The organism is Ruegeria sp. AF8 (genome assembly GCF_056541825.1).
Window position 1 is genome coordinate 151,819 of record NZ_JBQFYW010000005.1, and the last position, 23,411, is coordinate 175,229.

32 protein-coding genes are annotated in these 23,411 nt (G+C 59.5%); 11 read left to right on the forward strand and 21 right to left on the reverse strand.

Annotated features, from left to right (window positions below; genetic code table 11):
• Nucleotides 1–50 precede the first annotated feature (50 nt).
• Nucleotides 51–1,406: a homogentisate 1,2-dioxygenase gene (gene hmgA / locus ACR0AO_RS11375; RefSeq protein WP_480603483.1), complete on the reverse strand. Its 1,356-nt coding sequence runs from the start codon at nucleotides 1,404–1,406 to the stop codon at nucleotides 51–53.
• A gap of 56 nt (nucleotides 1,407–1,462) precedes the next feature.
• Between hmgA and ACR0AO_RS11380 the strand changes: the two genes are divergently transcribed.
• Both ACR0AO_RS11380 and ACR0AO_RS11385 read left to right on the forward strand, forming a co-directional pair.
• Nucleotides 1,463–1,915, forward strand: coding sequence for a MarR family winged helix-turn-helix transcriptional regulator (locus ACR0AO_RS11380; protein WP_480603485.1), 453 nt, complete (start codon nucleotides 1,463–1,465; stop codon nucleotides 1,913–1,915).
• Between the two features lie 65 nt (nucleotides 1,916–1,980).
• On the forward strand, nucleotides 1,981–3,207 hold the full coding sequence (locus ACR0AO_RS11385) for an adenylate/guanylate cyclase domain-containing protein (protein WP_480603487.1): 1,227 nt from the start codon (nucleotides 1,981–1,983) through the stop codon (nucleotides 3,205–3,207).
• A 403-nt stretch (nucleotides 3,208–3,610) separates the two neighbouring features.
• On the opposite strand, the gene ACR0AO_RS11390 is transcribed toward ACR0AO_RS11385, so the two are convergent.
• A complete protein-coding gene (locus ACR0AO_RS11390) occupies nucleotides 3,611–3,955 on the reverse strand; it encodes a dimethylsulfonioproprionate lyase family protein (protein ID WP_480603489.1) in 345 nt (114 codons plus the stop codon).
• A 149-nt stretch (nucleotides 3,956–4,104) separates the two neighbouring features.
• On the opposite strand from ACR0AO_RS11390, the gene ACR0AO_RS11395 reads away from it, so the two are divergent.
• The gene (locus tag ACR0AO_RS11395; protein ID WP_480603491.1) at nucleotides 4,105–5,073 is read left to right on the forward strand and encodes a LysR family transcriptional regulator; all 969 of its coding nucleotides are present in this window, start codon (nucleotides 4,105–4,107) and stop codon (nucleotides 5,071–5,073) included.
• A 312-nt stretch (nucleotides 5,074–5,385) separates the two neighbouring features.
• Here the strand turns inward: ACR0AO_RS11395 and ACR0AO_RS11400 are convergent, their stop codons facing one another.
• A complete protein-coding gene (locus ACR0AO_RS11400; RefSeq protein WP_480603493.1) occupies nucleotides 5,386–5,778 on the reverse strand; it encodes a hypothetical protein in 393 nt (130 codons plus the stop codon).
• 139 nt (nucleotides 5,779–5,917) lie between these two features.
• On the opposite strand from ACR0AO_RS11400, the gene ACR0AO_RS11405 reads away from it, so the two are divergent.
• Entirely contained in the window at nucleotides 5,918–6,235 is a 318-nt protein-coding gene (locus ACR0AO_RS11405; protein WP_480603495.1) for an NIPSNAP family protein, read from the forward strand.
• A 46-nt stretch (nucleotides 6,236–6,281) separates the two neighbouring features.
• Here ACR0AO_RS11405 and ACR0AO_RS11410 read toward each other — a convergent pair whose 3' ends face one another.
• Nucleotides 6,282–7,091, reverse strand: a complete 810-nt coding sequence (locus tag ACR0AO_RS11410) for a division plane positioning ATPase MipZ (RefSeq protein WP_480603497.1) — start codon at nucleotides 7,089–7,091, stop codon at nucleotides 6,282–6,284.
• A gap of 249 nt (nucleotides 7,092–7,340) precedes the next feature.
• Here ACR0AO_RS11410 and ACR0AO_RS11415 point away from each other — a divergent pair, with 249 nt between their 5' ends.
• Nucleotides 7,341–7,673: a YegP family protein gene (locus ACR0AO_RS11415; protein WP_480603499.1), complete on the forward strand. Its 333-nt coding sequence runs from the start codon at nucleotides 7,341–7,343 to the stop codon at nucleotides 7,671–7,673.
• A gap of 237 nt (nucleotides 7,674–7,910) precedes the next feature.
• The gene (locus ACR0AO_RS11420) at nucleotides 7,911–8,786 is read left to right on the forward strand and encodes a hypothetical protein (RefSeq protein WP_480603501.1); all 876 of its coding nucleotides are present in this window, start codon (nucleotides 7,911–7,913) and stop codon (nucleotides 8,784–8,786) included.
• 217 nt (nucleotides 8,787–9,003) lie between these two features.
• On the opposite strand, the gene rpmE is transcribed toward ACR0AO_RS11420, so the two are convergent.
• Together rpmE and rplS are read right to left on the reverse strand one after the other, a co-directional pair.
• A complete protein-coding gene (gene rpmE, locus ACR0AO_RS11425; RefSeq protein ID WP_480603503.1) occupies nucleotides 9,004–9,225 on the reverse strand; it encodes a 50S ribosomal protein L31 in 222 nt (73 codons plus the stop codon).
• A gap of 11 nt (nucleotides 9,226–9,236) precedes the next feature.
• On the reverse strand, nucleotides 9,237–9,620 hold the full coding sequence (gene rplS, locus ACR0AO_RS11430) for a 50S ribosomal protein L19 (RefSeq protein ID WP_480603505.1): 384 nt from the start codon (nucleotides 9,618–9,620) through the stop codon (nucleotides 9,237–9,239).
• A 408-nt stretch (nucleotides 9,621–10,028) separates the two neighbouring features.
• Here rplS and ACR0AO_RS11435 point away from each other — a divergent pair, with 408 nt between their 5' ends.
• Nucleotides 10,029–10,835, forward strand: a complete 807-nt coding sequence (locus ACR0AO_RS11435; protein WP_480603507.1) for a glycoside hydrolase family 25 protein — start codon at nucleotides 10,029–10,031, stop codon at nucleotides 10,833–10,835.
• Between the two features lie 40 nt (nucleotides 10,836–10,875).
• Here the strand turns inward: ACR0AO_RS11435 and trmD are convergent, their stop codons facing one another.
• The 12 genes from trmD to ACR0AO_RS11495 form a co-directional block, all read right to left on the reverse strand.
• A complete protein-coding gene (gene trmD / locus ACR0AO_RS11440; RefSeq protein WP_480603509.1) occupies nucleotides 10,876–11,685 on the reverse strand; it encodes a tRNA (guanosine(37)-N1)-methyltransferase TrmD in 810 nt (269 codons plus the stop codon).
• A 3-nt stretch (nucleotides 11,686–11,688) separates the two neighbouring features.
• The gene (gene rimM, locus ACR0AO_RS11445) at nucleotides 11,689–12,192 is read right to left on the reverse strand and encodes a ribosome maturation factor RimM (protein WP_480603511.1); all 504 of its coding nucleotides are present in this window, start codon (nucleotides 12,190–12,192) and stop codon (nucleotides 11,689–11,691) included.
• A 146-nt stretch (nucleotides 12,193–12,338) separates the two neighbouring features.
• On the reverse strand, nucleotides 12,339–12,974 hold the full coding sequence (gene bluB, locus ACR0AO_RS11450) for a 5,6-dimethylbenzimidazole synthase (RefSeq protein WP_480603513.1): 636 nt from the start codon (nucleotides 12,972–12,974) through the stop codon (nucleotides 12,339–12,341).
• An 11-nt stretch (nucleotides 12,975–12,985) separates the two neighbouring features.
• Nucleotides 12,986–13,363, reverse strand: a complete 378-nt coding sequence (gene rpsP / locus ACR0AO_RS11455) for a 30S ribosomal protein S16 (RefSeq protein ID WP_480603515.1) — start codon at nucleotides 13,361–13,363, stop codon at nucleotides 12,986–12,988.
• A gap of 68 nt (nucleotides 13,364–13,431) precedes the next feature.
• Nucleotides 13,432–13,728, reverse strand: a complete 297-nt coding sequence (locus tag ACR0AO_RS11460) for a chorismate mutase (RefSeq protein WP_480603672.1) — start codon at nucleotides 13,726–13,728, stop codon at nucleotides 13,432–13,434.
• Nucleotides 13,729–13,732: 4 nt separating this feature from the next.
• Complete coding sequence (locus ACR0AO_RS11465) at nucleotides 13,733–14,335, reverse strand: GNAT family N-acetyltransferase (RefSeq protein WP_480603517.1); 603 nt, start codon at nucleotides 14,333–14,335, stop codon at nucleotides 13,733–13,735.
• Nucleotides 14,332–14,856 carry a GNAT family N-acetyltransferase gene (locus ACR0AO_RS11470; protein ID WP_480603519.1) on the reverse strand — a complete coding sequence of 175 codons (525 nt, stop codon included), beginning with the start codon at nucleotides 14,854–14,856 and terminating at the stop codon, nucleotides 14,332–14,334. Before ACR0AO_RS11470 ends, ACR0AO_RS11465 begins: the two co-directional genes overlap by 4 nt.
• Nucleotides 14,853–15,389, reverse strand: a complete 537-nt coding sequence (locus tag ACR0AO_RS11475; RefSeq protein WP_480603521.1) for a GNAT family N-acetyltransferase — start codon at nucleotides 15,387–15,389, stop codon at nucleotides 14,853–14,855. The genes ACR0AO_RS11470 and ACR0AO_RS11475 overlap by 4 nt, the downstream gene beginning before the upstream one ends.
• Nucleotides 15,386–15,937 (reverse strand): GNAT family N-acetyltransferase, encoded by a 552-nt coding sequence (locus ACR0AO_RS11480; protein ID WP_480603523.1) that lies wholly within the window; start codon nucleotides 15,935–15,937, stop codon nucleotides 15,386–15,388. Before ACR0AO_RS11480 ends, ACR0AO_RS11475 begins: the two co-directional genes overlap by 4 nt.
• Nucleotides 15,938–15,941: 4 nt before the next feature.
• The gene (locus tag ACR0AO_RS11485; RefSeq protein ID WP_480603525.1) at nucleotides 15,942–16,352 is read right to left on the reverse strand and encodes a hypothetical protein; all 411 of its coding nucleotides are present in this window, start codon (nucleotides 16,350–16,352) and stop codon (nucleotides 15,942–15,944) included.
• Between the two features lie 5 nt (nucleotides 16,353–16,357).
• Nucleotides 16,358–17,866, reverse strand: a complete 1,509-nt coding sequence (gene ffh / locus ACR0AO_RS11490) for a signal recognition particle protein (protein WP_480603527.1) — start codon at nucleotides 17,864–17,866, stop codon at nucleotides 16,358–16,360.
• A gap of 161 nt (nucleotides 17,867–18,027) precedes the next feature.
• Complete coding sequence (locus ACR0AO_RS11495) at nucleotides 18,028–18,546, reverse strand: hypothetical protein (protein WP_480603529.1); 519 nt, start codon at nucleotides 18,544–18,546, stop codon at nucleotides 18,028–18,030.
• A 95-nt stretch (nucleotides 18,547–18,641) separates the two neighbouring features.
• Here ACR0AO_RS11495 and ACR0AO_RS11500 point away from each other — a divergent pair, with 95 nt between their 5' ends.
• Nucleotides 18,642–19,172, forward strand: a complete 531-nt coding sequence (locus ACR0AO_RS11500; protein ID WP_480603531.1) for a prolyl-tRNA synthetase associated domain-containing protein — start codon at nucleotides 18,642–18,644, stop codon at nucleotides 19,170–19,172.
• Between the two features lie 33 nt (nucleotides 19,173–19,205).
• Here ACR0AO_RS11500 and ACR0AO_RS11505 read toward each other — a convergent pair whose 3' ends face one another.
• A complete protein-coding gene (locus ACR0AO_RS11505; RefSeq protein WP_480603533.1) occupies nucleotides 19,206–19,949 on the reverse strand; it encodes an aspartate/glutamate racemase family protein in 744 nt (247 codons plus the stop codon).
• Nucleotides 19,950–20,022: 73 nt separating this feature from the next.
• Nucleotides 20,023–20,604 carry an FMN-dependent NADH-azoreductase gene (locus tag ACR0AO_RS11510; protein ID WP_480603535.1) on the reverse strand — a complete coding sequence of 194 codons (582 nt, stop codon included), beginning with the start codon at nucleotides 20,602–20,604 and terminating at the stop codon, nucleotides 20,023–20,025.
• 122 nt (nucleotides 20,605–20,726) lie between these two features.
• On the opposite strand from ACR0AO_RS11510, the gene ACR0AO_RS11515 reads away from it, so the two are divergent.
• The 3 genes from ACR0AO_RS11515 to ACR0AO_RS11525 all read left to right on the forward strand — a co-directional run bounded on the left by ACR0AO_RS11515 (nucleotide 20,727) and on the right by ACR0AO_RS11525 (nucleotide 22,860).
• Nucleotides 20,727–21,605: a LysR family transcriptional regulator gene (locus ACR0AO_RS11515; RefSeq protein WP_480603537.1), complete on the forward strand. Its 879-nt coding sequence runs from the start codon at nucleotides 20,727–20,729 to the stop codon at nucleotides 21,603–21,605.
• The gene (locus tag ACR0AO_RS11520; protein WP_480603539.1) at nucleotides 21,602–22,516 is read left to right on the forward strand and encodes a DMT family transporter; all 915 of its coding nucleotides are present in this window, start codon (nucleotides 21,602–21,604) and stop codon (nucleotides 22,514–22,516) included. Before ACR0AO_RS11515 ends, ACR0AO_RS11520 begins: the two co-directional genes overlap by 4 nt.
• Nucleotides 22,517–22,587: 71 nt before the next feature.
• Nucleotides 22,588–22,860 (forward strand): hypothetical protein, encoded by a 273-nt coding sequence (locus tag ACR0AO_RS11525; RefSeq protein WP_480603541.1) that lies wholly within the window; start codon nucleotides 22,588–22,590, stop codon nucleotides 22,858–22,860.
• A gap of 1 nt (nucleotide 22,861) precedes the next feature.
• On the opposite strand, the gene ACR0AO_RS11530 is transcribed toward ACR0AO_RS11525, so the two are convergent.
• Nucleotides 22,862–23,203: an ArsR/SmtB family transcription factor gene (locus tag ACR0AO_RS11530; protein ID WP_480603674.1), complete on the reverse strand. Its 342-nt coding sequence runs from the start codon at nucleotides 23,201–23,203 to the stop codon at nucleotides 22,862–22,864.
• Between the last annotated feature and the right edge of the window lie 208 nt (nucleotides 23,204–23,411).

Genomic DNA, 23,411 nt, shown 5'->3' on the forward strand with positions numbered 1-23,411 from the left:
GTCAGGGTGCGGCAGGATTTTTCGACGAAAAATCTCAACCCAAATCGTTGTCATTTCTTGCCGGGTGTGCCGTCGAATTTCTTTTCGATGTCGCTCCAGCAGTCGATATAGTCATCCTGCAGCGGCGCCTCATTGGCGGCGAACGCGGTCAGGTGCTGTGGGAAACGGGTTTCGAACATGAAGGACATGGTGTTTTCCAGCTTGTCCGGTCCGAGATTCGAATTCGACGCCTTTTCAAAGGCTTCCTTGTCCGGCCCATGCGGCAGCATCATGTTGTGCAGGCTCATGCCACCGGGAACAAAGCCCTGCGGCTTGGCGTCATATTGGCCATAGATGTTGCCCATCAGTTCCGACATGATGTTCTTGTGATACCATGGCGGGCGGAACGTGTCCTCCATCACCATCCAGCGTTCACGGAACAGGACAAAGTCGATATTGGCCGTGCCCGGCTGACCCGAGGGGGCGGTCAGGACGGTAAAGATCGACGGATCGGGATGGTCGAACAGGATCGCGCCGACGGGGCAATAGTTGCGCAGATCGTATTTGCAGGGCGCATAGTTGCCGTGCCAGGCCACCACGTCGAGCGGGCTGTGGCCAATCCTGGTCGTGTGGAACTGGCCGCACCATTTGATCGTCACGGTCGACGCAACCTCGCGGTCTTCGAACGCGGCGACCGGGGTCTTGAAGTCGCGCGGATTGGCCATGCAGTTGGCGCCTATGGGACCACGCCCCGGCAATTCGAATTTCTGGCCGTAATTTTCGCAGACAAATCCACGGGCCGGCCCTTCCAGCACCTCGACACGATACAAGAGGCCGCGCGGGATGATGGCAATTTCCTTGGGCTCCAGATCGATGATGCCAAGCTCGGTGGCGAATCGCAGACGGCCCTCTTGGGGTACCACCAGCAATTCGGAATCGGCGGAATAGAAATAATCGTCCACCATCGACTCGGTGACCAGATAGATGTGGCTGGCCATGCCGACCTGCGTGTTCACGTCGCCTGCCGTGGTCATGGTGCGCATGCCGGACAGCCAGGTCAGACCCTCATCCGAATGAGGGACCGGATTCCAGCGGTACTGGCCCAGGCTGATCACATCCGGATCGACGCAAGGGGCGGATTTCCAATAGGGCAGGTCGATCTTTTCGTACCGGTGCGAATGCTTCACCGAGGGCCGGATGCGATAACACCATGTCCGCTCGGGATGCGGCGCGGTAAAGGCCGTGCCGCTGAGTTGTTCACCATATAGTCCATAGTTACATTTTTGCGGGCTGTTCATGCCCTGGGGCAGGGCGCCGGGCAAGGCTTCGGTTTCAAAGTCGTTTCCAAAGCCGGGCATATAGCCCTGGTGCGTGCCAACAGGCGTGCTGGCCTGGGTCATTTCGTGCGGGTCAGCCGGATGGTTCATTGCGCGTTCCTCCGTTTACACTTGTCGGATAATAGTTGATTTTGTAACTAACAAGCATGGGACATGAAAAAATCACTGAAAAAGATGACTTCGATCTGCGAAATTTCCTGCCTTTTCTGCTGAATCAGGCGGCCGAGGAAAGTTCGCTGGAGTTTCAGCGCGTTTACAAGAATCGCTATGGCATGCTGCGCACCGAATGGCGCGTGCTGTTTCATCTGGGCAATTATGGAGAGATGACCGCCACTGAAATCGGTGAACGCGCCAAGATTCACAAAACCAAGGTCAGCCGCGCCGTCAACAAACTGGCGCAGCGGCGGTATCTGACGCGGCAACGTGACGAAAAGGATCGCAGGGTCGAGCGGCTGACACTGACGCCTGCCGGAACAGCGGTTTATCGCGAATTGCGCGGGATTGCAGAGCAGTATGATGCAAAACTCGCTTCGCATTTCACCAAGGGAGAGGCTGCGCTGTTGAGAATGATGTTGCGCAGGCTTGCGGGAATGGACTGACGCTCTGGACATCTGGGGCCGGTATTCCCAAGTCAGTCCCACTCTGATTGGAGTTGATGAAGCACATGACCGACGCATCCCATCATGCCGATGCCCTGATCAGCTGGCTTTTGCAGCAGGGTCTTGAAGGGGCAAGCCAGCAAGATATCCTGAAAGGGTACTGCCAACGGCTGATCAAGGCGGGCGTGCCGCTGATGCGGTTTCACGCGGCGCAAAGCGCATTCCATCCCAGCTATGGCGGCTCGGGCTATAACTGGAACCGGGACCGGGATATCGAGCAGGAACACTATTTGCGCGCAAACAACGCCAGTGAGCAATGGGTTCGAAGCCCCATGTACGAACTGTTGAAATCCGGCGCCAGGGAATTGCGTGAGAGGTTGCTGGATCAGAACGAGCCAAGCCGGTTTCCGATACTCAATGAACTGCGTCAGGACGGGGCGACCGACTATGTGGCGATGGGGCTGGTGCTGGACAAATGGGACCCCGAGGAATCTCTGGACCCAAACAATGCCCCCGAGGGCGTTTTGATGTCCTGGACGACCGACCATGCCGACGGGTTCAAAGATGAAGATCTGAATTTCCTCCGCCAGGCCATGCCGCATCTTGGACTGGCGCTGAAATCGGCGGCCAACCGGAAGATGGCTCATGATCTGCTGCAGGTCTATTTGGGCCGGGACGCCGGGCACCGGGTGCTTTCGGGTGAGATACAGCGGGGGTCCCTGCAGGAGATCGACGCGGTGATCTGGAACTTCGACCTCGCTGGTTTCACCAGTCTGGCCGAGCGCCTTCCCGGCCCGGACCTCATCGCGATGCTGAACGACTATCTCGCGGTGGCCGTCGGCGCGGTGCATGATTGCGGGGGCAACATCCTCAAGTTCATGGGCGATGGCCTGATGGCGATGTTCGATGTGGGTGACAGCCGCGAAGATGCCTTGGCCGCGCTGCAGGCGGTTGCCCTGTTGCAGGACAGGATGGACGAAAAGAACGCCGAACGTGAAAAGGCCGGGTTGCCCGTGACGGGATTTACCCTTGCCCTGCATGCCGGGGAAATCCTTTATGGCAACATAGGTGCCGAAAGCCGGCTGGATTTCACCGTGATCGGGCCGGCCGTGAACCAGGCGTCACGGATCGCCGGGATGCACCGTGCGTTGGATCAGGGTATTCTGATGTCCGACGACGTTGCCCGCGCCGCCGAAGACAGCGAACATGACCTTGTGTCGCTGGGCCGCTACATGCTGCGCGGAGTGTCCGAGCCGAAAGAACTGTTCACACTGTTCAGGCCGGGGGGCTAGAGCGCGAGCAATTATTCCGGACGATGTTCGCAATGAGCCCGAATTGACAGGTGCTGCAAAAGCCACGAATTTGCAGCCTTGGGCGGATTCCGGACGTTCACAGCACGCGCAAACCGGCTAGGCGCCTTCAACGGAAGCCGCCATTCACTCAACCTTGAATCTTGGCCATTCGCTGCACCGCCGCAGGTCAGCTTCGAACCGCGTGCGGCGAGGCGGCTCTGCCAGTCTGATCTCGATCGCTTCCCGATGGCCCGCATCCGCGCAATGTCGATCTGGCGGGGATGGCCGAGTCGCCTACGATGATTGGTTGCGGCTTGTGTTCCAGCGCCATTCATGACTGCAATAATGACGCCCACCACTGGGCCGTTCCGCCCCCGGCAAGGGGGCGGTGGCGCCAAAGGTATTACGCGACGGTGGCGGCGGCGTCCTCGACCAGAATGCGCTCTGGCTGACCGGCTTCGTGGACCCGGAAAATCACGAGCTTGACCCCTTCAGCGCCAGTGCGAACCGTGTGCACGACCTTGTAGGGGACCTTGAGGGCGTCACCGGCCTGCACGGTGGTGTCCTCGGCATTCTCCTGCCAAAGCGTCAGGCTTCCGTCCAGCACGTAGACGAATTCCTCACCCGGGTGCCAGTGCTTGGGCAGGGTGAAATTCGGGGGAAGGATGACGTGGCTCAGGACCACCTCGGTGCCCTCCGCACCGACCAGCGAAGCTTCCATCATATTGTTGAACTGGATCTGCGACATGATGTTTGCCTTTCGGGTTTCGCCTCGGGCGGTTTGGAACCTTGTCCAGCCGTCGGCGGTTGCTGTTGATGTGGATCACGATGCCAATCTTGATGGCGTTGCAGAATTGGCCTTTAATAGCGTTCTGTAGTGCAAAAACGGGCACCCCCATGGCGAAACCGAAAACCGCAGACATGCAGGACACAAGCAGATCGCTCGAATGGAGCGATTTGCAGGTGATCCTTGCGCTCTGCCGAACCGGGAGCGTCAATGGGGCCGCTAAGGTGCTTGGCAAGACGCGCAGCACAGTCTTCCGAAACATCAATGCGATCGAGGAACGCACCGGCGTGCGGTATTTCGACCGCTTCGATAGCGGCTATTTCATGACCGACGCCGGGCGGGTTGCGCTTGAGACCGCCGAGCGGATCGAAGCGGAAGTGAAGGCGCTGGAAGTCCTGGTCATGGGCCAGGACGAGCGCCTAAGCGGGCGCATTCGCATGACCTGCATGGATGCATTCGCGACCGAGGAAGCCCCGCAGATCGTCGCCCGCTTCAACGCCCTGCATCCCGAAATCAGCGTCGATGTCAGCCCGGGGCTTGGACATGTGGACCTTGGCCGGCGCGAGGCCGAGGTCGCCATCCGCGCCACGAAAAAGGCGCCCGAGTCGAGTTTCGGACGCAGGCTCTGCCCGTTTCGCTTCGCGCTTTATTCCACCGACGCCTATATGGAGACAGCCGGTGACAGACCGCTTGCCGAGCATCAATTCTGCTTCGTCGAAGGAATGGCGAGCTGGCGGGTTCCCACGGTGTGGTCCAGCAAGGAAGACGGTGAGGACCGCGCGGTCTTTCAGTGCAGCCGCGCCCGGGCGGTGCTGAACGCGACCGCACTCGGGCTCGGGGTGACGATCATGCCGTGCTACGCGGGGGATACCGACGACCGGCTGATCCGGGTTTCGGACACGATCCGGAACCTCGACATGCACCTTTGGGTGCTGACTCACCCGGACCTGAGAAACACCGCCCGCGTCCGGACGCTCATGTCATTTCTCTACGACGATCTTGGGTCGCGCGCCGAAACATGGTCGGGCGAAAATAATTCGCCGGACCGGTGGAACCTCATTCCCCGCGACGCCACGTGAGGCGCCAGGTACAGGGCCACCATCCGTTGTCCTTACAGATCGTAGCCGACCTCCCCCCAACCGGATAGTTCTGACAGAACAGGCGGACCCGGCTTCGACGTTGTAATCCACAAGGGCGTGGTTCGCGAGCATCTCGACGTCTCTGAGGATCAGACGGCACTTGTAGGACAAACAGACCCCGGCCTTGCAGGCAACGGTCCGATTCTTGCCAGTTTAATCCTGCCGTGGCGAACAGCGGCTATCAGCAGCGGATGTTCGTGAGGCGCACGGCGATCGACCACTGGGAGCCCTTTGTGTAGGTGCCCAATTGATTCAAACCAGTTGGGAAAAAACGCGGTCGCCAAAAACGAGAAACTCTGATTGGATATTCTTAACTACGCTGAGGGTGAAAGAAATTGTGCCTTCGTGTTCAGGATGAGAAAAAGAAAATGCCAACTCCATCTGCTTCGGGTCCATTGTCCCGAATTCATAGTCTATCGTTAGAATAGCCCCGTCCATTTCATTGTCATGTATGTGGATTTGGCTCTCATAGGCTGCGCATAGCTGCAAAAATTCCAGTGTGCGACGCACGTCATCACCCCTAAAAATAGGGCCATCAGGATAGCTATCCAAAAGTTCATCAAGGTGTGTTTTTGATTTCAGCGCACTAAGCCAAGAGCTTGCCTCTCCTGACTTGCTGAACGTCTTGTCTTCAATCGTTTGCATTTCGAATCCAGTATCTTCATCGGAATGTCGCAGATATAGCCGTTAGATACTGGCAATAATGTGGAAGGCAGCTAAGTCCGCAAAGCGGTCACTCATGATACTTCAGCGAATGACGGCACCGAGCCCAAAGGAGACGAATATGCCGCTATACGAACGTCGTACTTATCAGGTGCAGGTTGGCCGAATGCCCGAACTCGTCGCGCTCTACCGTGAGAAAGCTTGGCCCGCAATCGAAGCGGCCGGTCTCGCGAAACACTGCGTGGGATATTTCACAACCGATACTGGCGCGCTGAACCAGTTGGTGCACATTTGGAGGTTTGAGGATGACGCTGATCGCCGCGATTTCTGGGAGACGCTCCTTGGTATCGACGCTTTCCCCTTAGCAGAGATCCGGTCGTTACTAGTCAGTCAGGAGAACCAACTTATGCGCGGCGCGGAGTGGGGCCCGGCGGCGTGAAACATCGGGTGATTGGCGGCCCTGTCCGCATAGCGAACCCGAACCATCAAAAATCAATCTCCACACCTGGCAGGTTCAGTTCTTTCATCATGTCGCGCAATTCCTGACGGGCTGCGATGTTGGAAATATTGAGCTGTTTGACGCCAATATCCTTGAGATCCAGCAGGGTCAGGCCGCGGGGAAACAATTCACGGAATATGACCCGCTCGGAAAAGCCCGAAGCGACGCGGAAGCCGATGCGCTTGGACAGCATCTCGATCGCGCGCTGCATCTTTTCCTTGTTGACCATGCGCTGGGTGCCGACCCGGTTGCGCACGACCACCCAGTCGATCGGTTTCAGCCCGGCCTGCGCCCGCAACTGACGGGCGTTCCAGACCATTTCGGAATAGACCGAAGGCCCGAGGATCTTTTCGCCTTTGCTGTCGATCCGCGCCAGCAGGTCGAAGTCGATGAAGCTGTCGTTGAGAGGGGTTATCAGAGTATCGGCAAGCGAATGCGCCACCTGGCTGAGCCGGGTGTGAGAGCCGGGGCAATCGATCAGAATGAAATCGCTGTCGCCTTCCAGGCGTGAGACGGCAGCGGACAGACGGTGGTCATAGATGTTCTCGCCCGGTTTCAGCGTGGTCGGGTCGATTTCGGGCAGGTCGTGGTGGTCGGGGCTTGGCAATTTCATCGCCGAGCCATTCAGATAGTTGCCTCTGTTTTCAAAGTATCGGCCCAGGCTTCGCTGTCTGAGGTCCAAATCCAACGTCGTAATCGAGTGGCCAAGCCGGGCAAGCGCCGTGGCCACATGCATCGAAACTGTCGATTTGCCCGCACCACCCTTTTCGTTTCCGACCACGATAATGTGTGCCATGCCTGTCCTTCTCGTCTCCCACACGCTTGTCGGCGTTTTGTTGCCACACACTATATGTTGTGGCGGTGGTGAAGGGAAGCGGTGTAACCGGGTCATTTTGTAAAAACAGACCGAGTGCGGGCCGCGGTTTCGTGCCCCTGGCCGGATCAGATTGACTTCGCCCGACGTAAGGTGCGGAAAAGGTTTGCCAATGCTGCAATGGCGGGTAAATTTCCACAATCTTACCGCAACACGAAAGGCATTCAGATCATGGCAGGGAAATTTGAGCTGTATACGGACAAGGCCGGGGAATTCCGGTTCCGACTCAAGGCGGGCAACGGGCAGGTCATTCTGGCCAGCGAGGGGTACAAGCAGCGCGCCAGCGCCGAAAACGGAATCGAGTCGGTGCAGAAGAACGCTCAGGACGATGCGCGGTTCGAACGCAAGGACACCAGCAACGGCAAGTGGATGTTCAACCTGAAGGCCACCAACGGCCAGGTCATCGGCACCAGCGAAGTCTACGAAAGCACTGCGGCGCGGGACAACGGCATCGAGTCGGTCAAAAAGAACGCGCCCGAGGCCGAAACGGTGGATCTCACCTGATCTTTTGTCTGGCCGCAGGCCGGTCGACCGTGCCTGCGGCCAGACATGAAAGCAATACGATCCAGACACCAAGTCATCGTGTTGAACTGACCGGTACATAACGGGTGGCACTTGGACATTCGTTTGCGATACTCTGGGCGACGAACCGGCGACGCCTGAAAAACACCCACAATGCGGCGCGAAAAACGAGGCCGAAAGCTGCGGTCAGATGACAAATAATGGAGTTTGGATTTGAAGTTGGGGATTCTGATTGTCTATTTTGTGCGACCAAAATTGAACTGGTTCATAAAGCTCCAACTGAGACAGATTCGGCAGAATACAAAAGGGGTGGACTACCAGATATTCGCTGTTCCTCTGCGCCTGCATCCGACTACTCTGAGTATTCTTGAAAACCACCCGCGAGTCAGTCTAATTGAAAGCGATGCAGAGCGAATTGGGAATCCGAGCAGGGAACACAGCCATTATCTTGACCAGCTTGTTCGCAGCGCTGCAAACTCGGGATGTACGCATTTTGTGACACTCGATGCAGATTCCTTTCCGATCAAGTCGGGATGGGTTGAACAACTCAGCGTGCAACTTACCGAACAAACACCACTGGCCGCTGTTTTCCGCGCTGAAAATCAAGATGTCTGCTTGCCTCATCCATCTGGCTTGATGTGTCGAATGGATTTTTTCGAAAAGTATGAGCCGTCCTTTTTCCCGTGTGAGCAGGATCGCGAAGAACTTGAAGCATTCTCCAGAGCTACCGGTCAGAGAATCGATTCCGGTATCGGCTATGCTATCGGACTGCAAAAGAATGGATTGGATTGGATTCGCCTTTACCGTTCAAACGCCGTTGACGTTCACCCGGTTCTGAGCGGTATTTACGGTGATGTTTTCTACCACCTGGGAGCGATGGGTCGCAGGCCACAGACGTACTCTGACTGGGCCGCTTCGTATTTCAGACTGTTTATCTTCAGAAACAGGCGTTTGCCGCCGTTTAGACCGGTACACAGGAGGCTGGTCAAAAAAATCACCAACCGGAATGAAAAGATTCAAGCAACGATCCTGGAAAACCTGCGTACGGATCCGGAGAAATACTTCGATGTGTTGTCTGGTGTGTCCAATAGTTGAATTTCCGGCCGCTTCTGACGTTTGGGTATCGGCAGCAGTGCAGGGGATGGTTGTTGTGACAAAGCGGGGTCGGCTCTTTCAGCAATATCTGTTGTCAACATCGCTCGTCATCGGTTTTCAACGACCATGCTAAAGTGGTCCCGCGCGGATATCCAACGCGGCCAAAAAAAAGACCGCCCAATTTGGGCGGCCCTTACGCATTCGAATTGGTCCAGGTTCAGAAACCCAAACCTTCGTATTTCTTCTTGAACTTCGACACACGGCCGCCCGCGTCCAGCAGGCGCGAGGTCCCGCCAGTCCACGCAGGGTGCGAGGAGGGGTCGATTTCCAGGGCCAGCTGGTCGCCTTCGGCGCCCCAGGTGGATTTCATCTGAACCACGGTGCCGTCGGTCATTTTGACGTCGATGATGTGGTAGTCGGGATGGATGTCTTTTTTCATCTTTCCGCTCCTTACGCCTCGGCGCCAGCCTTGGGCTTGTAGTTGGTGACTTCTGCGATACGCGCGGATTTCCCACGGCGCGAGCGCAGGTAATACAGTTTGGCGCGGCGCACGCGGCCACGGCGAACGACGGTGATGCTTTCGATGTTGGTCGAATACAGCGGGAACACACGCTCCACGCCTTCGCCGAACGAGATTTTGCGGACGGTGAACGAACCGGCGATGCCTTCGCCGTTCTTGCGCGCGATGCAGACGCCTTCGTAGTTCTGCACACGGGTGCGCGAGCCTTCGGTCACCTTAAAGCCGACGCGGATGGTGTCACCGGCTTTGAAATCGGGAATATCCTTTCCCAGGGCGGCAATCTGTTCCGCCTCAAGCTGTGCGATCAGATCCATCGCAATTCTCCTATCTGCTCGTGGTTGGTCCACGAAGTTGAGCACGGCCTGAGAGCTCTTGGTCTTCATCGGGTTCCGCCGTCCGCAGCCCGCCAGAGGTCAGGTCGAATGTTCCTGTCGTTCGGTCTGTCCGCGCAGTGCCGTGGCTGAAGAAAGCCTGGCGAAAGGATACGAAACAAGCCAAAACACCGGAGCCGCAGAAAGCGATTCCGGATTGCGGTCGTTTAGGGAATTTGTGGCCCCGGATCAAGCCCCGATTGGCGCATGGGTCCGAATTGCCGCTCAAACGGGCGCGGGCCGGCAAGAATCCGGTTGTTTTCGATTTGCCATGTTGTTTTCCGCTACAGAACCCGCATGCTGTCGTCCAGAGGCCAATAACAACAAACCGATTTGAGATGGAGCAGGTTCATGCGCCTTTTTCTGCCGCTGCTGTCGGCTCTTTTCGTCTTGATGTCGTGCGGGCGACCCGCGCCCGTGTCGGTTGCACCGGCGCAACCAAACTATTCCGCAAAAGCGGCATCACTGGTGACCTACCCCAAGTTCGGTGACGCCGATCCGCACCCATGGAAAGGGCGCGGGCCGCGGTCCTTTCCGGTTCATGGCATAGACGTCTCGCGCTGGCAGGGGGATATCGATTGGTCAACCGCGAAAGCGTCCGGCGTGAATTTCGTTTTCATCAAGGCGACCGAGGGCGGCGATTTGGCCGACCCGATGTTTGACAACCATCGCAGCGGCGCGCGGGCGGCTGGTGTGCCCTGGGGCGCGTATCACTATTACTATTTCTGCCGTCCGGCCGATGAACAGGCGCGCTGGTTCATTCGCAACGTCCCGAAGGGCGCGGACCTGCCGCATGTTCTGGACATGGAGTGGAACCATCGATCAAGAACCTGCCCACTGCGCCCCGACGGGGCCACGGTCCGGGCCGAGGCGGCCCGGTTTCTGGATATACTCGAGGCGCATTACGACCGACGTCCGGTCGTATATACCACAGTCGATTTCTATCGCGACACAGATATCGGGCGCCTGCGCCGGACCGAATTCTGGTTGCGATCGGTCGCAGGCCATCCGCGTCAGGTCTATCCGGGCGCGTTCTGGACATTCTGGCAATACACCGGCACCGGCCTTGTTCCGGGCGTGAACGGCAAGGTCGACATCAACGTCTTTCGCAGCGGAGCGGAAGTCTGGCTCCGCTGGGCGGCCGGAGAAATCGGATAGGGCGCCGTGTCAGGGGGCGCAATCCGGTTCGCAAGCCGGATCAATCCTGCCGCTCACCTTTCACGCGTTGGTACGCGTCCCACAGGTCCGTTCGGCGGGCCTTGGTGATTTCCTCTGACTGGCGGTGCCGCCACTCGGCCACTTTACCGTGATGCCCTGACATCAAAACCTCGGGAATTGGCCGTCCCTTCCATTCAGCGGGACGCGTGTATTGCGGGTGCTCCAGCAAGCCCGAGGTAAAGCTTTCCTCTTCGGTCGAGGACTGATTGCCCAGAACGCCTGGAATCAGCCGGACGGTCGCATCAATCAGCGCCTGCGCGGCAATCTCGCCGCCGGTCATGACGAAATCGCCAAGACTGACCTCCTGAACGCCATAATGTTCCAGCACCCGCTCATCCACGCCTTCGAAACGCCCGCACAGCAGGGTGATACCGTTGCATTGCGCGAACGTCTTCATCAGCGGCTGGTCCATCCGGCGTCCGCGCGGGCTGAGATAGATCAGAGGCCAGTTGCCGCGTACACCCTCCATCGCGTGTTCGATGGCTGCACCCAGAACATCGGCGCGCAGCACCATACCCGCGCCGCCGCCCGCTGGCGTGTCATCGACATTGCGGTGCTTGCCGATGCCGAACTGGCGCAAGTCGATGGTTTCGAGTTGCCACAGCCCCTCTTGCAGCGCCTTGCCAGTCAGGCTTTCACCCAGAACACCGGGGAAAGCCGTCGGGAACAGGGTTATGATTTTGGCTTTCCATACGCCGTGCAGGTCGGGTGTGGACGTGATCAGCTCGCGTGGCTTCACGGTGGGACGAATGGACTTGCGGCCATGGGAACGGGAAGGCGCGTCAGTCATTTCTCAGAACAATCCCTCTGGCGGGTCCGCGACGATGCGGCCTGCGGCCAGATCGACCGTGGGCACAGAGGCCAGGGTAAAAGGCAAAAGCACGGTTGTCTTCAGACCGGGCCCGTGAATTTCCAACAGGTCCGAGGCGCCGTGATTGAGCACCGACTTGACCCGGCCCAGCAATGCGCCGCCGGTGTCATAGACTTCCAGTCCGATCAGATCGGCATGATAGAACTCGTCATCCGGCAGTGCAGGCAACTGATCGCGGCGGGCGTAAAGGCGCAGGCCCTTGACCGCATCGGCCTGTTCCTTGGTCTCGACCCCGCCGAGCCGGGCCGCGAAGCCGTTCTTGATCGGGCGGGTGAGGATGAGAGGATAACGCTCTTGCCCGGATTCATCGGTCAGGGGCGAATAGCTCTCGATGTCCTCGGGATTGGCGCAAAAGCTTTTCAGCCGCACCTCGCCGCGAACCCCGAACGAGCCCGCAACCGAGCCGACGCAAACCAGATCGCTCATCTCCGTCCTCCTTCGCATAGTCTGGAAACGACACGGCCACCGGCATCCAGGCACCGGTCCGCATGGGCATTGCGTTCATACAGGACGCCGACGACAAAGGCGACTGCCACGAACAATACCAGTCTGATGGGTCTGAACATACGCGCCTACCGTTGTTCGATCGTCAGGTGAGTGTCCCGCGTTTCCCACCCAACGGTTTCAAGCTCGGGGGTGTCGGAAACTTTTTGTGGCCAGCCGAGGCAGAAATACCCGATCAGGCCCCAGCTGCCGGGAACGTTCAGATCGCGACACAATTCTTCGGGGTCAAGTATCGACACCCAGCCCAGCCCCAACCCTTCGGCGCGCAGGCTTAGCCAGAACAGCGTGATTGCCGTCACAACCGAATAGCGCCGCATTTCGGGCATGGTGGCCGCGCCCAGGCTTTGGCCTTTGGCAGTGGCGTCGTCGCAGAAAACCGCAAGCTGAACCGGAGCTTCCTTCATGCCGGACAGTTTGAGGCGGCTGTATATCCGTGCCCGGTCACCGGAATATCCGGAAAGGGCCTGAGCATTTGCAGCCTCGAAATTCCGCAGTGCGGCAAGGCGGGCCGCATCGCTTTCGACGCGGATCACGCGCCAGGGTTCGCTCAGCCCCACCGAAGGGGCCAGGCGAAACGTGTCGAGGCAGCGCGTCAGCACTGCCTCGTCCACGGGATCGGTGCGGAACCGGCGCACATCGCGCCGGAGCCGCAACAGCAGGTCGAACTGCGTGCGGAAATCGTCGCTGAAGGTCTGATCCTGCACGCGCCCTCCGCTTATTCTTCAGCTGCGGCTTCTTCGGCCGGAGCGGCGGCCTCGGCAGCCTTTGCGGCTTTCTCTTCGGCGCGTTCCTGAGCTTTCTTGCCCGGAGTACCCTTGTTGGGGTTGTTGCGCTCAGCCTTTTCACGGGTGCCAGCTGCTTCCAGCATGCGGGCGATCCGGTCGGTGGGCTGTGCGCCCTGATCCAGCCAGTACTGGATGCGCTCCATGTCCATTTTCACGCGCTCTTCGCTGTCTTTCGGCAGCAGCGGGTTGTAGGTGCCCAGCTTTTCGATGAAGCGGCCGTCGCGCGGCATGCGGCTGTCGGCAGCCACGATGCGGTAGAAGGGGCGTTTCTTCGAGCCGCCACGGGCCAGACGGATTTTCATTGCCATGGTGTTTCTCCTTTGATGGCGTTGACGGGGTGTTCCCCGTTATTCCTGGTGTTTGTTGATCCGGAGGATCACTCCTGATGCTTCTTGTGGTGTCGGATGACTTCCTGAATGATGAAATTCAGGAAAGCCTTGGCGAAATCGGGGTCCAGGTCGGCCGTTTGCGCCAGGTCTTCGAGCCGTGCGATCTGTGCCTCTTCGCGGGCGGGATCGGACGGGGGAAGGTCGTGTTCTGCCTTGAGCATGCCAACGGCCTGCGTGTGCTTGAACCGCTCGCCCAGGGTATAGACGAGGATCGCGTCCAGCCGGTCGATGCTTTCGCGATGCTCTTTCAGCAATTCTGCGGCGCGGGCCACGGGATCGGACATGGGTTCAGTCAAGGGCCCATCCTTTCGGTTTGAACAGCGGGTCGGCATAGTGGCCGATCTCCATCTCGATCCCATGCGCCAACTGGGTGCCGCGCAGCCTTTCTGGCGCGGGATGGCGATAGACCGCATCGCTGCCGTCGATGGTCGGCGCGTCATGGTCTTTCTTGGCGCCCAGCCGTTCGGCAAGGCGAATCGAATCGAGATTTTTGGGATCGATATAGCTGACGGCGGTTTCCCAGCCGAGCGTGTCATAGAAATAGCGCCGCGCTGCGTGTGTGGCTTCCAGCGCATAGCCATGCCCCGCCGCGTCCGGCCATATCACCCACGCAATCTCGGCTTCGGGCCAGCCTGCCGGTTTCCAGCCACCGGCCATGCCATAGGTGCTGCCGGTCTGCTTGTCGTGGATCATCCACATACCATAGCCGCGAATCTGCCAGTGCCCGATCTCGGCGGCGTAGAGCATCCAGGATTCGTAGGTATTCAAAGGCCCGCCCATGAATCGGGCGCGGTAGCTGGTAAACGTGGTCTTGAAGTTCGGATAATCCTCGGGAGCCGGCCCTTGCAGGATCAGGCGTCTGGTTTCGAGAGTGGGGATGCTGACCGTCATGCCAGGCCCTCCACGCGGGGGTGCCGCCAGACCTGGCAGGATTTGCCCAACAATTCGCCGTCCCGCTCGAAGGTGGCACCGAGACGCTTGGCCAGCGCGCGCGAACGCGTGTTGGCATGGGCGATATAGCTGATCACGCCATTAAGGCCAAATTTCCGTGCGAAATAATCGCGGGCGGCACTCGCGGCCTCAAAGGCCAAGCCCTTGCCTTCAGCCTCTTCCATTACCGTCCACCCCAACTCGGGCTCATCCCATCCCGGAGCAAAGATCATGCCCGACCAGCCGACAAAGGCACCGGAGGATTTTTCAGTCAGATGCCACAGCCCGTGGCCATGCAATGCCCAGTGCCCCAACCGTTTGGCCAGCGATTCCCATGAACCCAGTTCGTCCTTCGGCCCACCGACCATGTGGCTGCGCTTTGTCGTAAAGAAAGCCGTCAGGCGCGGCAAATCCTCTGCCTGCGGCGCGCGCAGGATCAGGCGGTCTGTTTCAACTGTGGGGATGGAGAAGTGATAGGTCACGCGGCATTCCCCGCCAACTCGTCGGGGCCGGGGTGGCGATAGACCATCTCGGTTCCGTGAGACACGTTCTCGTAGCTGCGTTCGAAACGGGCGCCCATGCGTTCGGCCAGAGCGACCGACCGGCTGTTGCCCGGAAAGATGTTCGAGCTTAGCGTTTCAAAACCCAGTACCTCATAAGCATACTGGCGCACCTCTTCAGCGGCTTCACGGGCATAGCCCTTTCCTTCGGCCCCGTCGAAAACCACCCAGCCGAGTTCCGGCTCGGGCCAGCCTTCGGGACCCCAGATGCCGACAAAGCCTACGGGGTCTCCACCATGGGTTTCGACCATCCAGAAGCCATAGCCATTCAGCACCCAATGACCGATCATGCTGGCGAACCAGCGCCATGCCTCGTTTCGGTTCAGCGGGCCGCCAAAACCCCAGCTGCGGTCCTTGTCGGCAAAGAAGACGGCGATGTTGTCAAAGTCGCGCTGCTCGGGGCCGCGCAGGGTCAGACGTTCGGTTTTCAGAACAGGGATATGCAGGTCTATCATGCGTAGGCCTCCATCCCGCCATTCACCAGATCAGCCGGGGCAGGGTGTCTCCAGATTTCGGATTTGCCGAACTTGGGGTGGTCATAGTGATACTCGAACTTCGCGCCCAGACGCTTGGCCACGGCCTTGCTGGTGTGGTTTTCCAGATCGATCAGCGAGATGGCCGTGTCCCAGCCCAGAACGTCATAGGCATAGGTGCGCGCCGCCAGTCCGGCCTCGGTCGCGTATCCTTTGCCGGTGGCGTGGTTCAACAGTGTCCAGCCGACTTCGGGTTCGGGCCAGCCGTCGGGGAACCAAAGACCGATGCGCCCGACATAGGTGCCGGTGTTTTTTTCATCGACACTCCAATACCCATAGCCACGCATCGCCCAGTGACCCAGCAGAGAGGCAACTACTCGCCAAACCTCATCCCTGCGCAGCGGCCCGCCGACAAACTTCGCGGCATCGCTGGCGAAGAATGCGGTATCCGCATCGACGTCGGCTTCGGACGGCGCGCGCAGGATCAGGCGCTCGGTCTCCAGCCGGGGGATATCGAGGGCGTGTCCCATCTACCTACTTTTTTCTCCCAAAGCCAAGCCAGGACAGAATACCCCGCTTCGCTGATTCTTCGGGGCGACGAGTCGGGATTGCGGCTGCGGAACCAATTAAGGCGAGGTGTACATCAGTGTTTTTGATTTCACCCGCAGAGACGGCATTTGTGTTGGTAAGATAGGCAAGATTAACTGGACGCCCGCCATAGGGCGCGTCCCGAAGGGTTGTGCCGGCGAAGCGTGGACTGACGACAACATGGCTGATATGCGCAGGCAGAGATGCGTCCGAAAGCGATAATGGTTCGCTGAGTTCGGCCAGCCAGTACTCGCCCCCATCTGCAACAGTGACCTGACGCAGCACCCTCATTTCGAGCTTCTGACAATCGGGCGCCCCAGGGGCCGTATTGTCGAACTTATCAACTTTCATCAGCATGCTGGTCACTTCTTCTTACCGAACCCGCTCAGACCCGGGGGCAGGCCCATGCCGCCGCCCATGCCGGGCAGGCCGCCGGGCATCTTGCCACCCATCGCCTTGGCCGCCTGTTCCAGCGCCTTGGGGTCCATGCCTGCGGCCATCTCTTCGGGGCTGGGGCCGCCTTTGCCGAACATGCCTTTCATGGCCTGTTTCAGCATCTTGCCTTTGCCCATCTTTCCCATCTTTTTCATCATGTCCGACATCTGCCGGTGCATCTTGAGCAGCTTGTTGAGGTCGCTGACCTCCATCCCCGAACCGGCGGCGATGCGTTTCTTGCGGCTGGCCTGCAGCAGTTGCGGGTTGGCGCGTTCGCGTTTGGTCATCGACTGGATCATGGCGATCTGCTGGCGCAGGATCTTGTCGTCCAGCCCGGCCTGATCCATCTGTTTGGCCATCTTGCCCATGCCCGGCATCATGCCCATCATGCCCTGCATGCCGCCCATCTGGATCATCTGCTCCAGCTGCATCTTCAGGTCGTTCATGTTGAACTGACCTTTGACCATGCGCTTCATCATGCGCTCGGTCTGTTCCATCTCCATCGTTTCCTGGGCTTTTTCGACCAGGGCAACGATGTCGCCCATGCCCAGAATACGACCGGCGATCCGGTCCGGCTCGAAGGTTTCGAGCGCGCCCATCTTTTCGCCCAGACCGACAAAGCGGATCGGCTTGCCGGTGACCGCGCGCATCGACAGGGCGGCACCGCCGCGCCCGTCGCCGTCCATCCGGGTCAGGACCACGCCCGAGATGCCGACCTTGGCGTCGAACTCTTCGGCGACTTCAACGGCGACCTGGCCGGTCAGGCCGTCGACCACCAGCAGGGTCTCACGCGGGTCGACCACGTTGCGGACCTGCTCGACCTCGTCCATAAGGACCTCGTCGATATGCAGGCGGCCCGCAGTGTCGAGCATGTAGACGTCATAGCCACCCAATGTGGCCTGCTGTTTGGCGCGCTTGGCGATATCGACGGGTTTCTGGCCCGGCACGATGGGCAGCGTGTCGACACCAACCTGTGTGCCCAGAACCGCCAGCTGATCCATCGCCGCCGGACGATAGACGTCCAGCGAGGCCATCAGTACCTTCTTGCCTTCTTTTTCCTTCAGGCGTTTGGCGAGCTTGCCGGTCGTGGTCGTCTTACCCGAACCCTGCAGACCGACCATCAGGATCGGGGCAGGCGGGTTGTCGATCTTCAGCTTGCCGGGATCTTCCTCGCCGCGCAGGGTGTCAACCAGCGCGTCGTGCACGATCTTGACGACCTGCTGGCCCGGCGTGATCGACTTGGTGACCGCCTGACCGGTCGCCTGCTCCTGCACCTTCTTGACGAACTCACGCGCCACCGGCAGCGAGACGTCGGCCTCAAGCAGGGCAACGCGGACTTCGCGGAGAGCGGTTTTGACGTCTTCCTCGGACAGGGCGCCCTGTTTGGTCAGCCGGTCAAAGACGCCAGAGAGGCGTTCGGATAAATTTTCAAACATGCCTTCGGCCTCCTTTGCCGGTTTTGACTAGGCGCTTCCTAAGTAGGAAACACCGGTTGAATACACAATTGCCCCCACGGGCGAAACTCGCTGGTGGGGGGCGATCCCTGAACGATTCAAGGGACCGGAAGGTTTCACTCTTCCGGATGTTGAAGGCGGCTTTAGGCGGATTGAGAGCCAGAGTCAACCTTGCCGGCAGGCAACCAGCCGTTCACGGCGTCGACAAGCCGTCCGGACCCCGATCCGCTGGAATAGGCCTCGACAATCGGATGACGTCCAGCGCTCATACCGCCGTCAAGAACCAGAACGGGCCGGTAGAGCGTCGACCGGCGCCCCTCTCGCGTGGAAATGGTGCTTTCCAGTTCGGCATGGGACAGATTGGATAATAAATGTTCAATCGCCTCATAACCAAAGACCGATTGGCGCCGGATCAGGATGCAGTTCTTGTTGCGGTCCAGAATGATCTGAACGCGTCGGACGAAAACGCAAAAAGCGCCAAAGCCGAGACCGCCGCCACCAAGGGCAAAGATCAGACCGAACCAGATGTTTTCGCCGCCGGTGCTCATCAGCAGGACGCCGGGGCCGACAAAGGCCAGAATGAAGAAGATCAGCATGATGCCGATGAACCATGGCGTGTCCGCGAGGATCAGCTGATCGGGGGTGTTGCGCGTGATTTTCATGGGCAGAACAGTAACACCAGTTCGTTTGCGCTGATCAAGCGTTGCATCGCGCGCGCCGTTGAGTCATGAGCGTGCCGCGACTTCAGGAGGGTATCATGGACGCATCTTCGGCTTATCAGGACAGCCTGCCGCTCAGTTCCGACGCGCTGCTGGAACAGCTAGGCTCGTGGGGGCTGCGCTACAAGCTGCATGAACATGTTCCATTGCGCACTGTCGAGGATTCCAAGGCGGTCGAGGATCAGTTCATGGTGCCGGGCGAGAACGCCCTTCGCATCAAGAACCTGTATCTGCGCGATAAGAAAAAGCGCAACTATCTGGTGACGCTGGAGCAAAACCGCGAGATCGACCTCAAGGCGCTGGGGGCCGATCTTGGTGTGGGCAACCTGTCCTTCGGCTCGGCAGATCGTCTGATGCAGAATCTTGGCATCCGCCCTGGCGCGGTCAGCCCGCTGGCGATGATCAACGGGGTGGAGAACGGGGTCAAATTCTTCATGGATGCCGCCGCGCAAGAGGCCGAGATGATTTACATGCATCCTCTGGTCAATGACCGCACGGTTGCAATGCCAAAAGAAGACGTATGGGCGTTCTTCGGCAAGATCGGGTGCGAGGTGAACTGGCTGACCTGACGCAGCGCGGCGCGTGGCTCGGGCGGGCTGCGCCTATTCCTCCGCCAGCGCTGTTTTGAGAGCGGCGGCGGCATGAGCGGCGGACGGATTGATGAACAGGTGCCCGTGCGCTTCGAAACTCGGATCGTCAAGGTGATCGGGAAAGGCCAGCGGCAGTTCCGTGCAGGCCAGAAGGATGGCTGTCCCTGGTTCGGCATGGCGATTGCAGAAGGCCAGTAAGCGCTCGCGCGCATTCTCCGACACGCCACCGTAAAAATCGGCGTCGATCATGGCCTGCATTTCGTCAATATCGCTCTCTGGTAGGCGTGCATTGGCGGTGATGCCTTCGCGGGCAAGCCTGTCGGCATAATCCGTGGCCTGCATCGTCACGGTGGTCCCAAGAACCAGCGCCGTGCTGGCGCCTGTGGCTTTCATAGCCTCGGCAGTGGCATCGAAGATACTGAGAACCGGCATGTCGACGCCCCGACGAATGGCGTGCAGCCGGGCATGCGGCGTGTTCGATGCGATGATGGCGAAATCGCAGCCAGCGTTTTGCAGGTTCAGCATGGCGTCGCGAAAGACGGCGTCGAAACCGGCCCAGCTTGCCTCGTCCCCCGGCCGGCCACGCAGCGCGCGGGTCTTTGCCTGGGTCACGGATTCGATGGTCATCGGCGGCACTGGCAGGGGTGAGCCGTGCCCGCGTTCGGCGAAAAACCTGCCCGCCCCTTCCGAGATGGCCCGGTAATAATCCACGGTCGAGGTCCAGCCGACGCCGCCGACAATGCCGATCTTTTTCATGACCCCGCCCAATCCGATCGATGACACCAGATTTCAGATTGGACGGAGTTGTCTGCAATGGCCAGCAGAGAAATCAGGCCGCCAGTTGCGCGACCGCTTCGTGGGCGGATTTCAGTGCCGCATCGGGGTCGATTGCCATTCTGTCCGCCGCGACGATATCCACGTCATGGATGCCGACGAAGCCAAGCACGTGCCGGACATATCCGGTGGCGAAGTCGATTTCGGATTCGACCTCGGTTCCCCCCGAGGCGACGGCCAGAATGGCGCGCTTGCCGTCCAAAAGCCCTTTGGGTCCGGTTTCGTTATAGGCAAAGGTGAGCCCGGCGCGGGCGATGAGGTCGACCCAGGCCTTGAAGGCGGCGGGCACCGAGAAGTTATAGATCGGCAGGCCGATGACAATGGTATCGGCGGCCTGCAATTCGCCGACCAGCGCATCCGACAGGGACAACAATTCGCGCTGATCGGGGCTGCGGCCATCCTCGGGTGTGAAATTCGCGTTGATCCAGGCTTCGGTCAGCAGCGGCAGCGGTGTCGCCAGATCGCGACGGATGATACGCTGAGCGCCAAGGTGCCTGACGATCCGGTCCGACAGGTCGCGTGTCGCCGATCCGACGCGACGTGCGGAAGCGTCGATATGAAGAATGGTGCGGGTCATGACATGTGTCCTCTGGTTTGATGAATCCGTCTGATTGGTCTCATATGAATATTGCCTCAGCGAACAAAACTCGGATATATCAACAGTGACTGTTGGAATTCGCACATTAGGAACCGAGAACCATGGACAATTGGGACGAAGTGCGGACCGCCTATCAGGTGGCCCGAATGGGAACTGTCAGCGGTGCGGCCGACGTTCTGGGCGTCCATCACGCCACAGTCATTCGCCACATCGACGCGATCGAGGCGCGGCTGGGCGTTAAGCTGTTCCAGCGGCACGCGCGCGGCTATACCCCGACCGAGGCGGGCGAGGATCTGTTGCGGGTGGCGCAGGCGACCGAGGATCAGTTCAACCAACTGGTCGGCCGGATGAAGGGCCGCGGTGACGATGTCTCGGGCGAACTTGTGGTCACGTCGCTGGCTTCGCTGGCGCCGCTGATCGTGCCGGTTTTGTCGGAGTTCAAGGCGAAGCATCCCGGCCTGATCGTGCGTTATCTGACCGGGGACAGGCTGTTCCGTCTGGAATATGGCGAGGCCCATGTGGCAATCCGCGCGGGCGCCGCGCCGGATCAGCCGGACAATGTCGTGCAACCGTTCATTCCGCAGGATGTCGGGTTCTATGCCTGCAAATCCTATGTCGACCGCCACGGAATCCCCAAAGGAGTCTCTGATCTCGCCGCCCATACCTTTGTCGGGCACGACGATGAAAACAGCCGTGCCCCATTTTTCAAATGGTTGCGTGACAACGTCCCCGGCGACGCGATCGGTTTTCGGTGCACCAACAACTATTCGGCGCGCGAGGCGGTGCTGGCGGGGGCCGGTATCGGCTTCATGGCCCGCTGGGATGCGGCCCGGTATCCGGATCTGGTCGAAATCATGGAGCCTCTGCCCGAATGGGCGGGCAAACTGTGGCTGGTCACCCATGTCGATCTGCACCGTACCACCAAGGTGCAGGCTTTCCTTTCTTTCTTAAAACAACAGGCCAAAGGCTGGAATGTATGAGGCCCGAGGTTCGCGGTCATCTGGCCATGCTGGCTTTTTCGGCGTTGGTTGCCGGCAGTTTCTCGCTGGGATCGATGATCGCCAACGAAATCTCGCCCGCCGCCCTGAACGCCGCGCGGTTTGCCATCGCGGCGATCGTGATCGGCGCGGTGGCAGCCATGACAACCGGATTTCCGGCCCGGGCCGCTCGGGCGCCGTGGCGCTATTTTGTTCTGGGAGGGCTGTTTGCCACCTATTTCGTGCTGATGTTCGAGGGGCTGAAAACCGCGCCCCCCGTCAGCGCTTCGGCCGTATTCACGCTGACGCCGATCCTTTCGGCAGTCGCAGGCTGGATCCTGCTGCGCCAGATCACCACAAGCTACATGGCATCGGCGCTTCTGATCGGTGCGGCCGGGGCGCTTTGGGTCATCTTCCGTGCGGATTGGCTGGCGTTCCGGGCCTTCGAAATCGGCCGGGGCGAAATCATCTATTTCTGGGGCTGCGCGGCCCATGCAATCTATACGCCGATGGTGCGCAAGCTGAACCGGGGTGAACCGGCGGTGGTGTTCACCTTTGGCATGTTGCTGGCCGGATGCTGCATATTGACTGTGTATGGCTGGCCGGATCTGGTCGCGACAGATTGGCTCAGCCTGCCCGTGATCGTGTGGATCGGCCTTTTCTATGTCGCGATCTGTGCCAGCGCAGTCACGTTCGTGCTGTTGCAATATGCAACGCTTTACCTGCCTTCGGCCAAGGTGATGGCCTATACTTATCTGACGCCAAGCTGGGTGATCCTTTGGGAATTCGCGTTGGGCCGGGGCGCTCCGGGGCCGATGGTGCTGGTTGGTGTCCTGCTGACCGTTCTGGCCTTGCTGCTCTTGCTGAAAGGAGAAAAACCGGTTTCGGCGAACCCGCAACGCGCGCCGGATTAACGCTTGTATTCGCAGCGGAATGTGACAGCGTTGCGGGGGCAGGGCGAACCAGGCAAAGGAGGCGGTCGAATATGAAGGTTTTCGGAGTGGCGCTGATATTGGGCGTCGTTGCAGCGTGCGGGACCGCAAGCAAGCAGGAACAGGCGGCTCTGCAGGAAAGCTGCGAGGCGCTGGTCGCCGCCGAAAGCGTTTCCCGGCCTGCCGATGTCAGGACAGTTTCAACGGCTGCGGATTCGGCGGGGACGTCTTTGACCGTCAGTGTGTCGGGGTCCACGACGCTTTGGCGGTGCCGGGCGGATGCATCCGGCGTCATCGTTTCGGTCGAGGCGATTCAGGGCGTCTAGTTCAGTCCGGTTCGTTCGGCTGTGTGTCAAACTCGGTCTTCAGAAAGCGTTCGAAAGCGTCCAGATTAACCGGTTCGAACTGGCCAAAGCCCTGCATCCAGACCGAGGCACCGCGCAGCGCGTCCGGTTCCAGCTTGCACCATTTGACCCGCCCGCGCTTTTCCTGCGAGATCAGTCCGGCGCGGGTGAGGATCGTCAGGTGTTTCGAAATCGCGGCCAGCGACATTTCGAACGGTTCGGCCACATCCGTTACGGCCATGTCATCCTCGAGCAGCATCGCCAGAATGACGCGCCGGGTCGGATCGGCAAGAGCCGCGAATATGGTGTCTAGATCGTCGGACATGGTCCGGGAGAACCACAGGCGCGGATCATCGTCAACCATTTGGTTGAATATGCGAAATTCACGCATTTGGCGCTAACGGCACCGCGCGCCTTGCGGGCCGATATTGTGGACAAATAAAAAAATATAATAAAAACAGAGAATTAGTCCGCATTTCCGTCCACCATCAACGCCGTTGACTCTGTGCCGCTTGCCCCTTAGCACCGTGCCC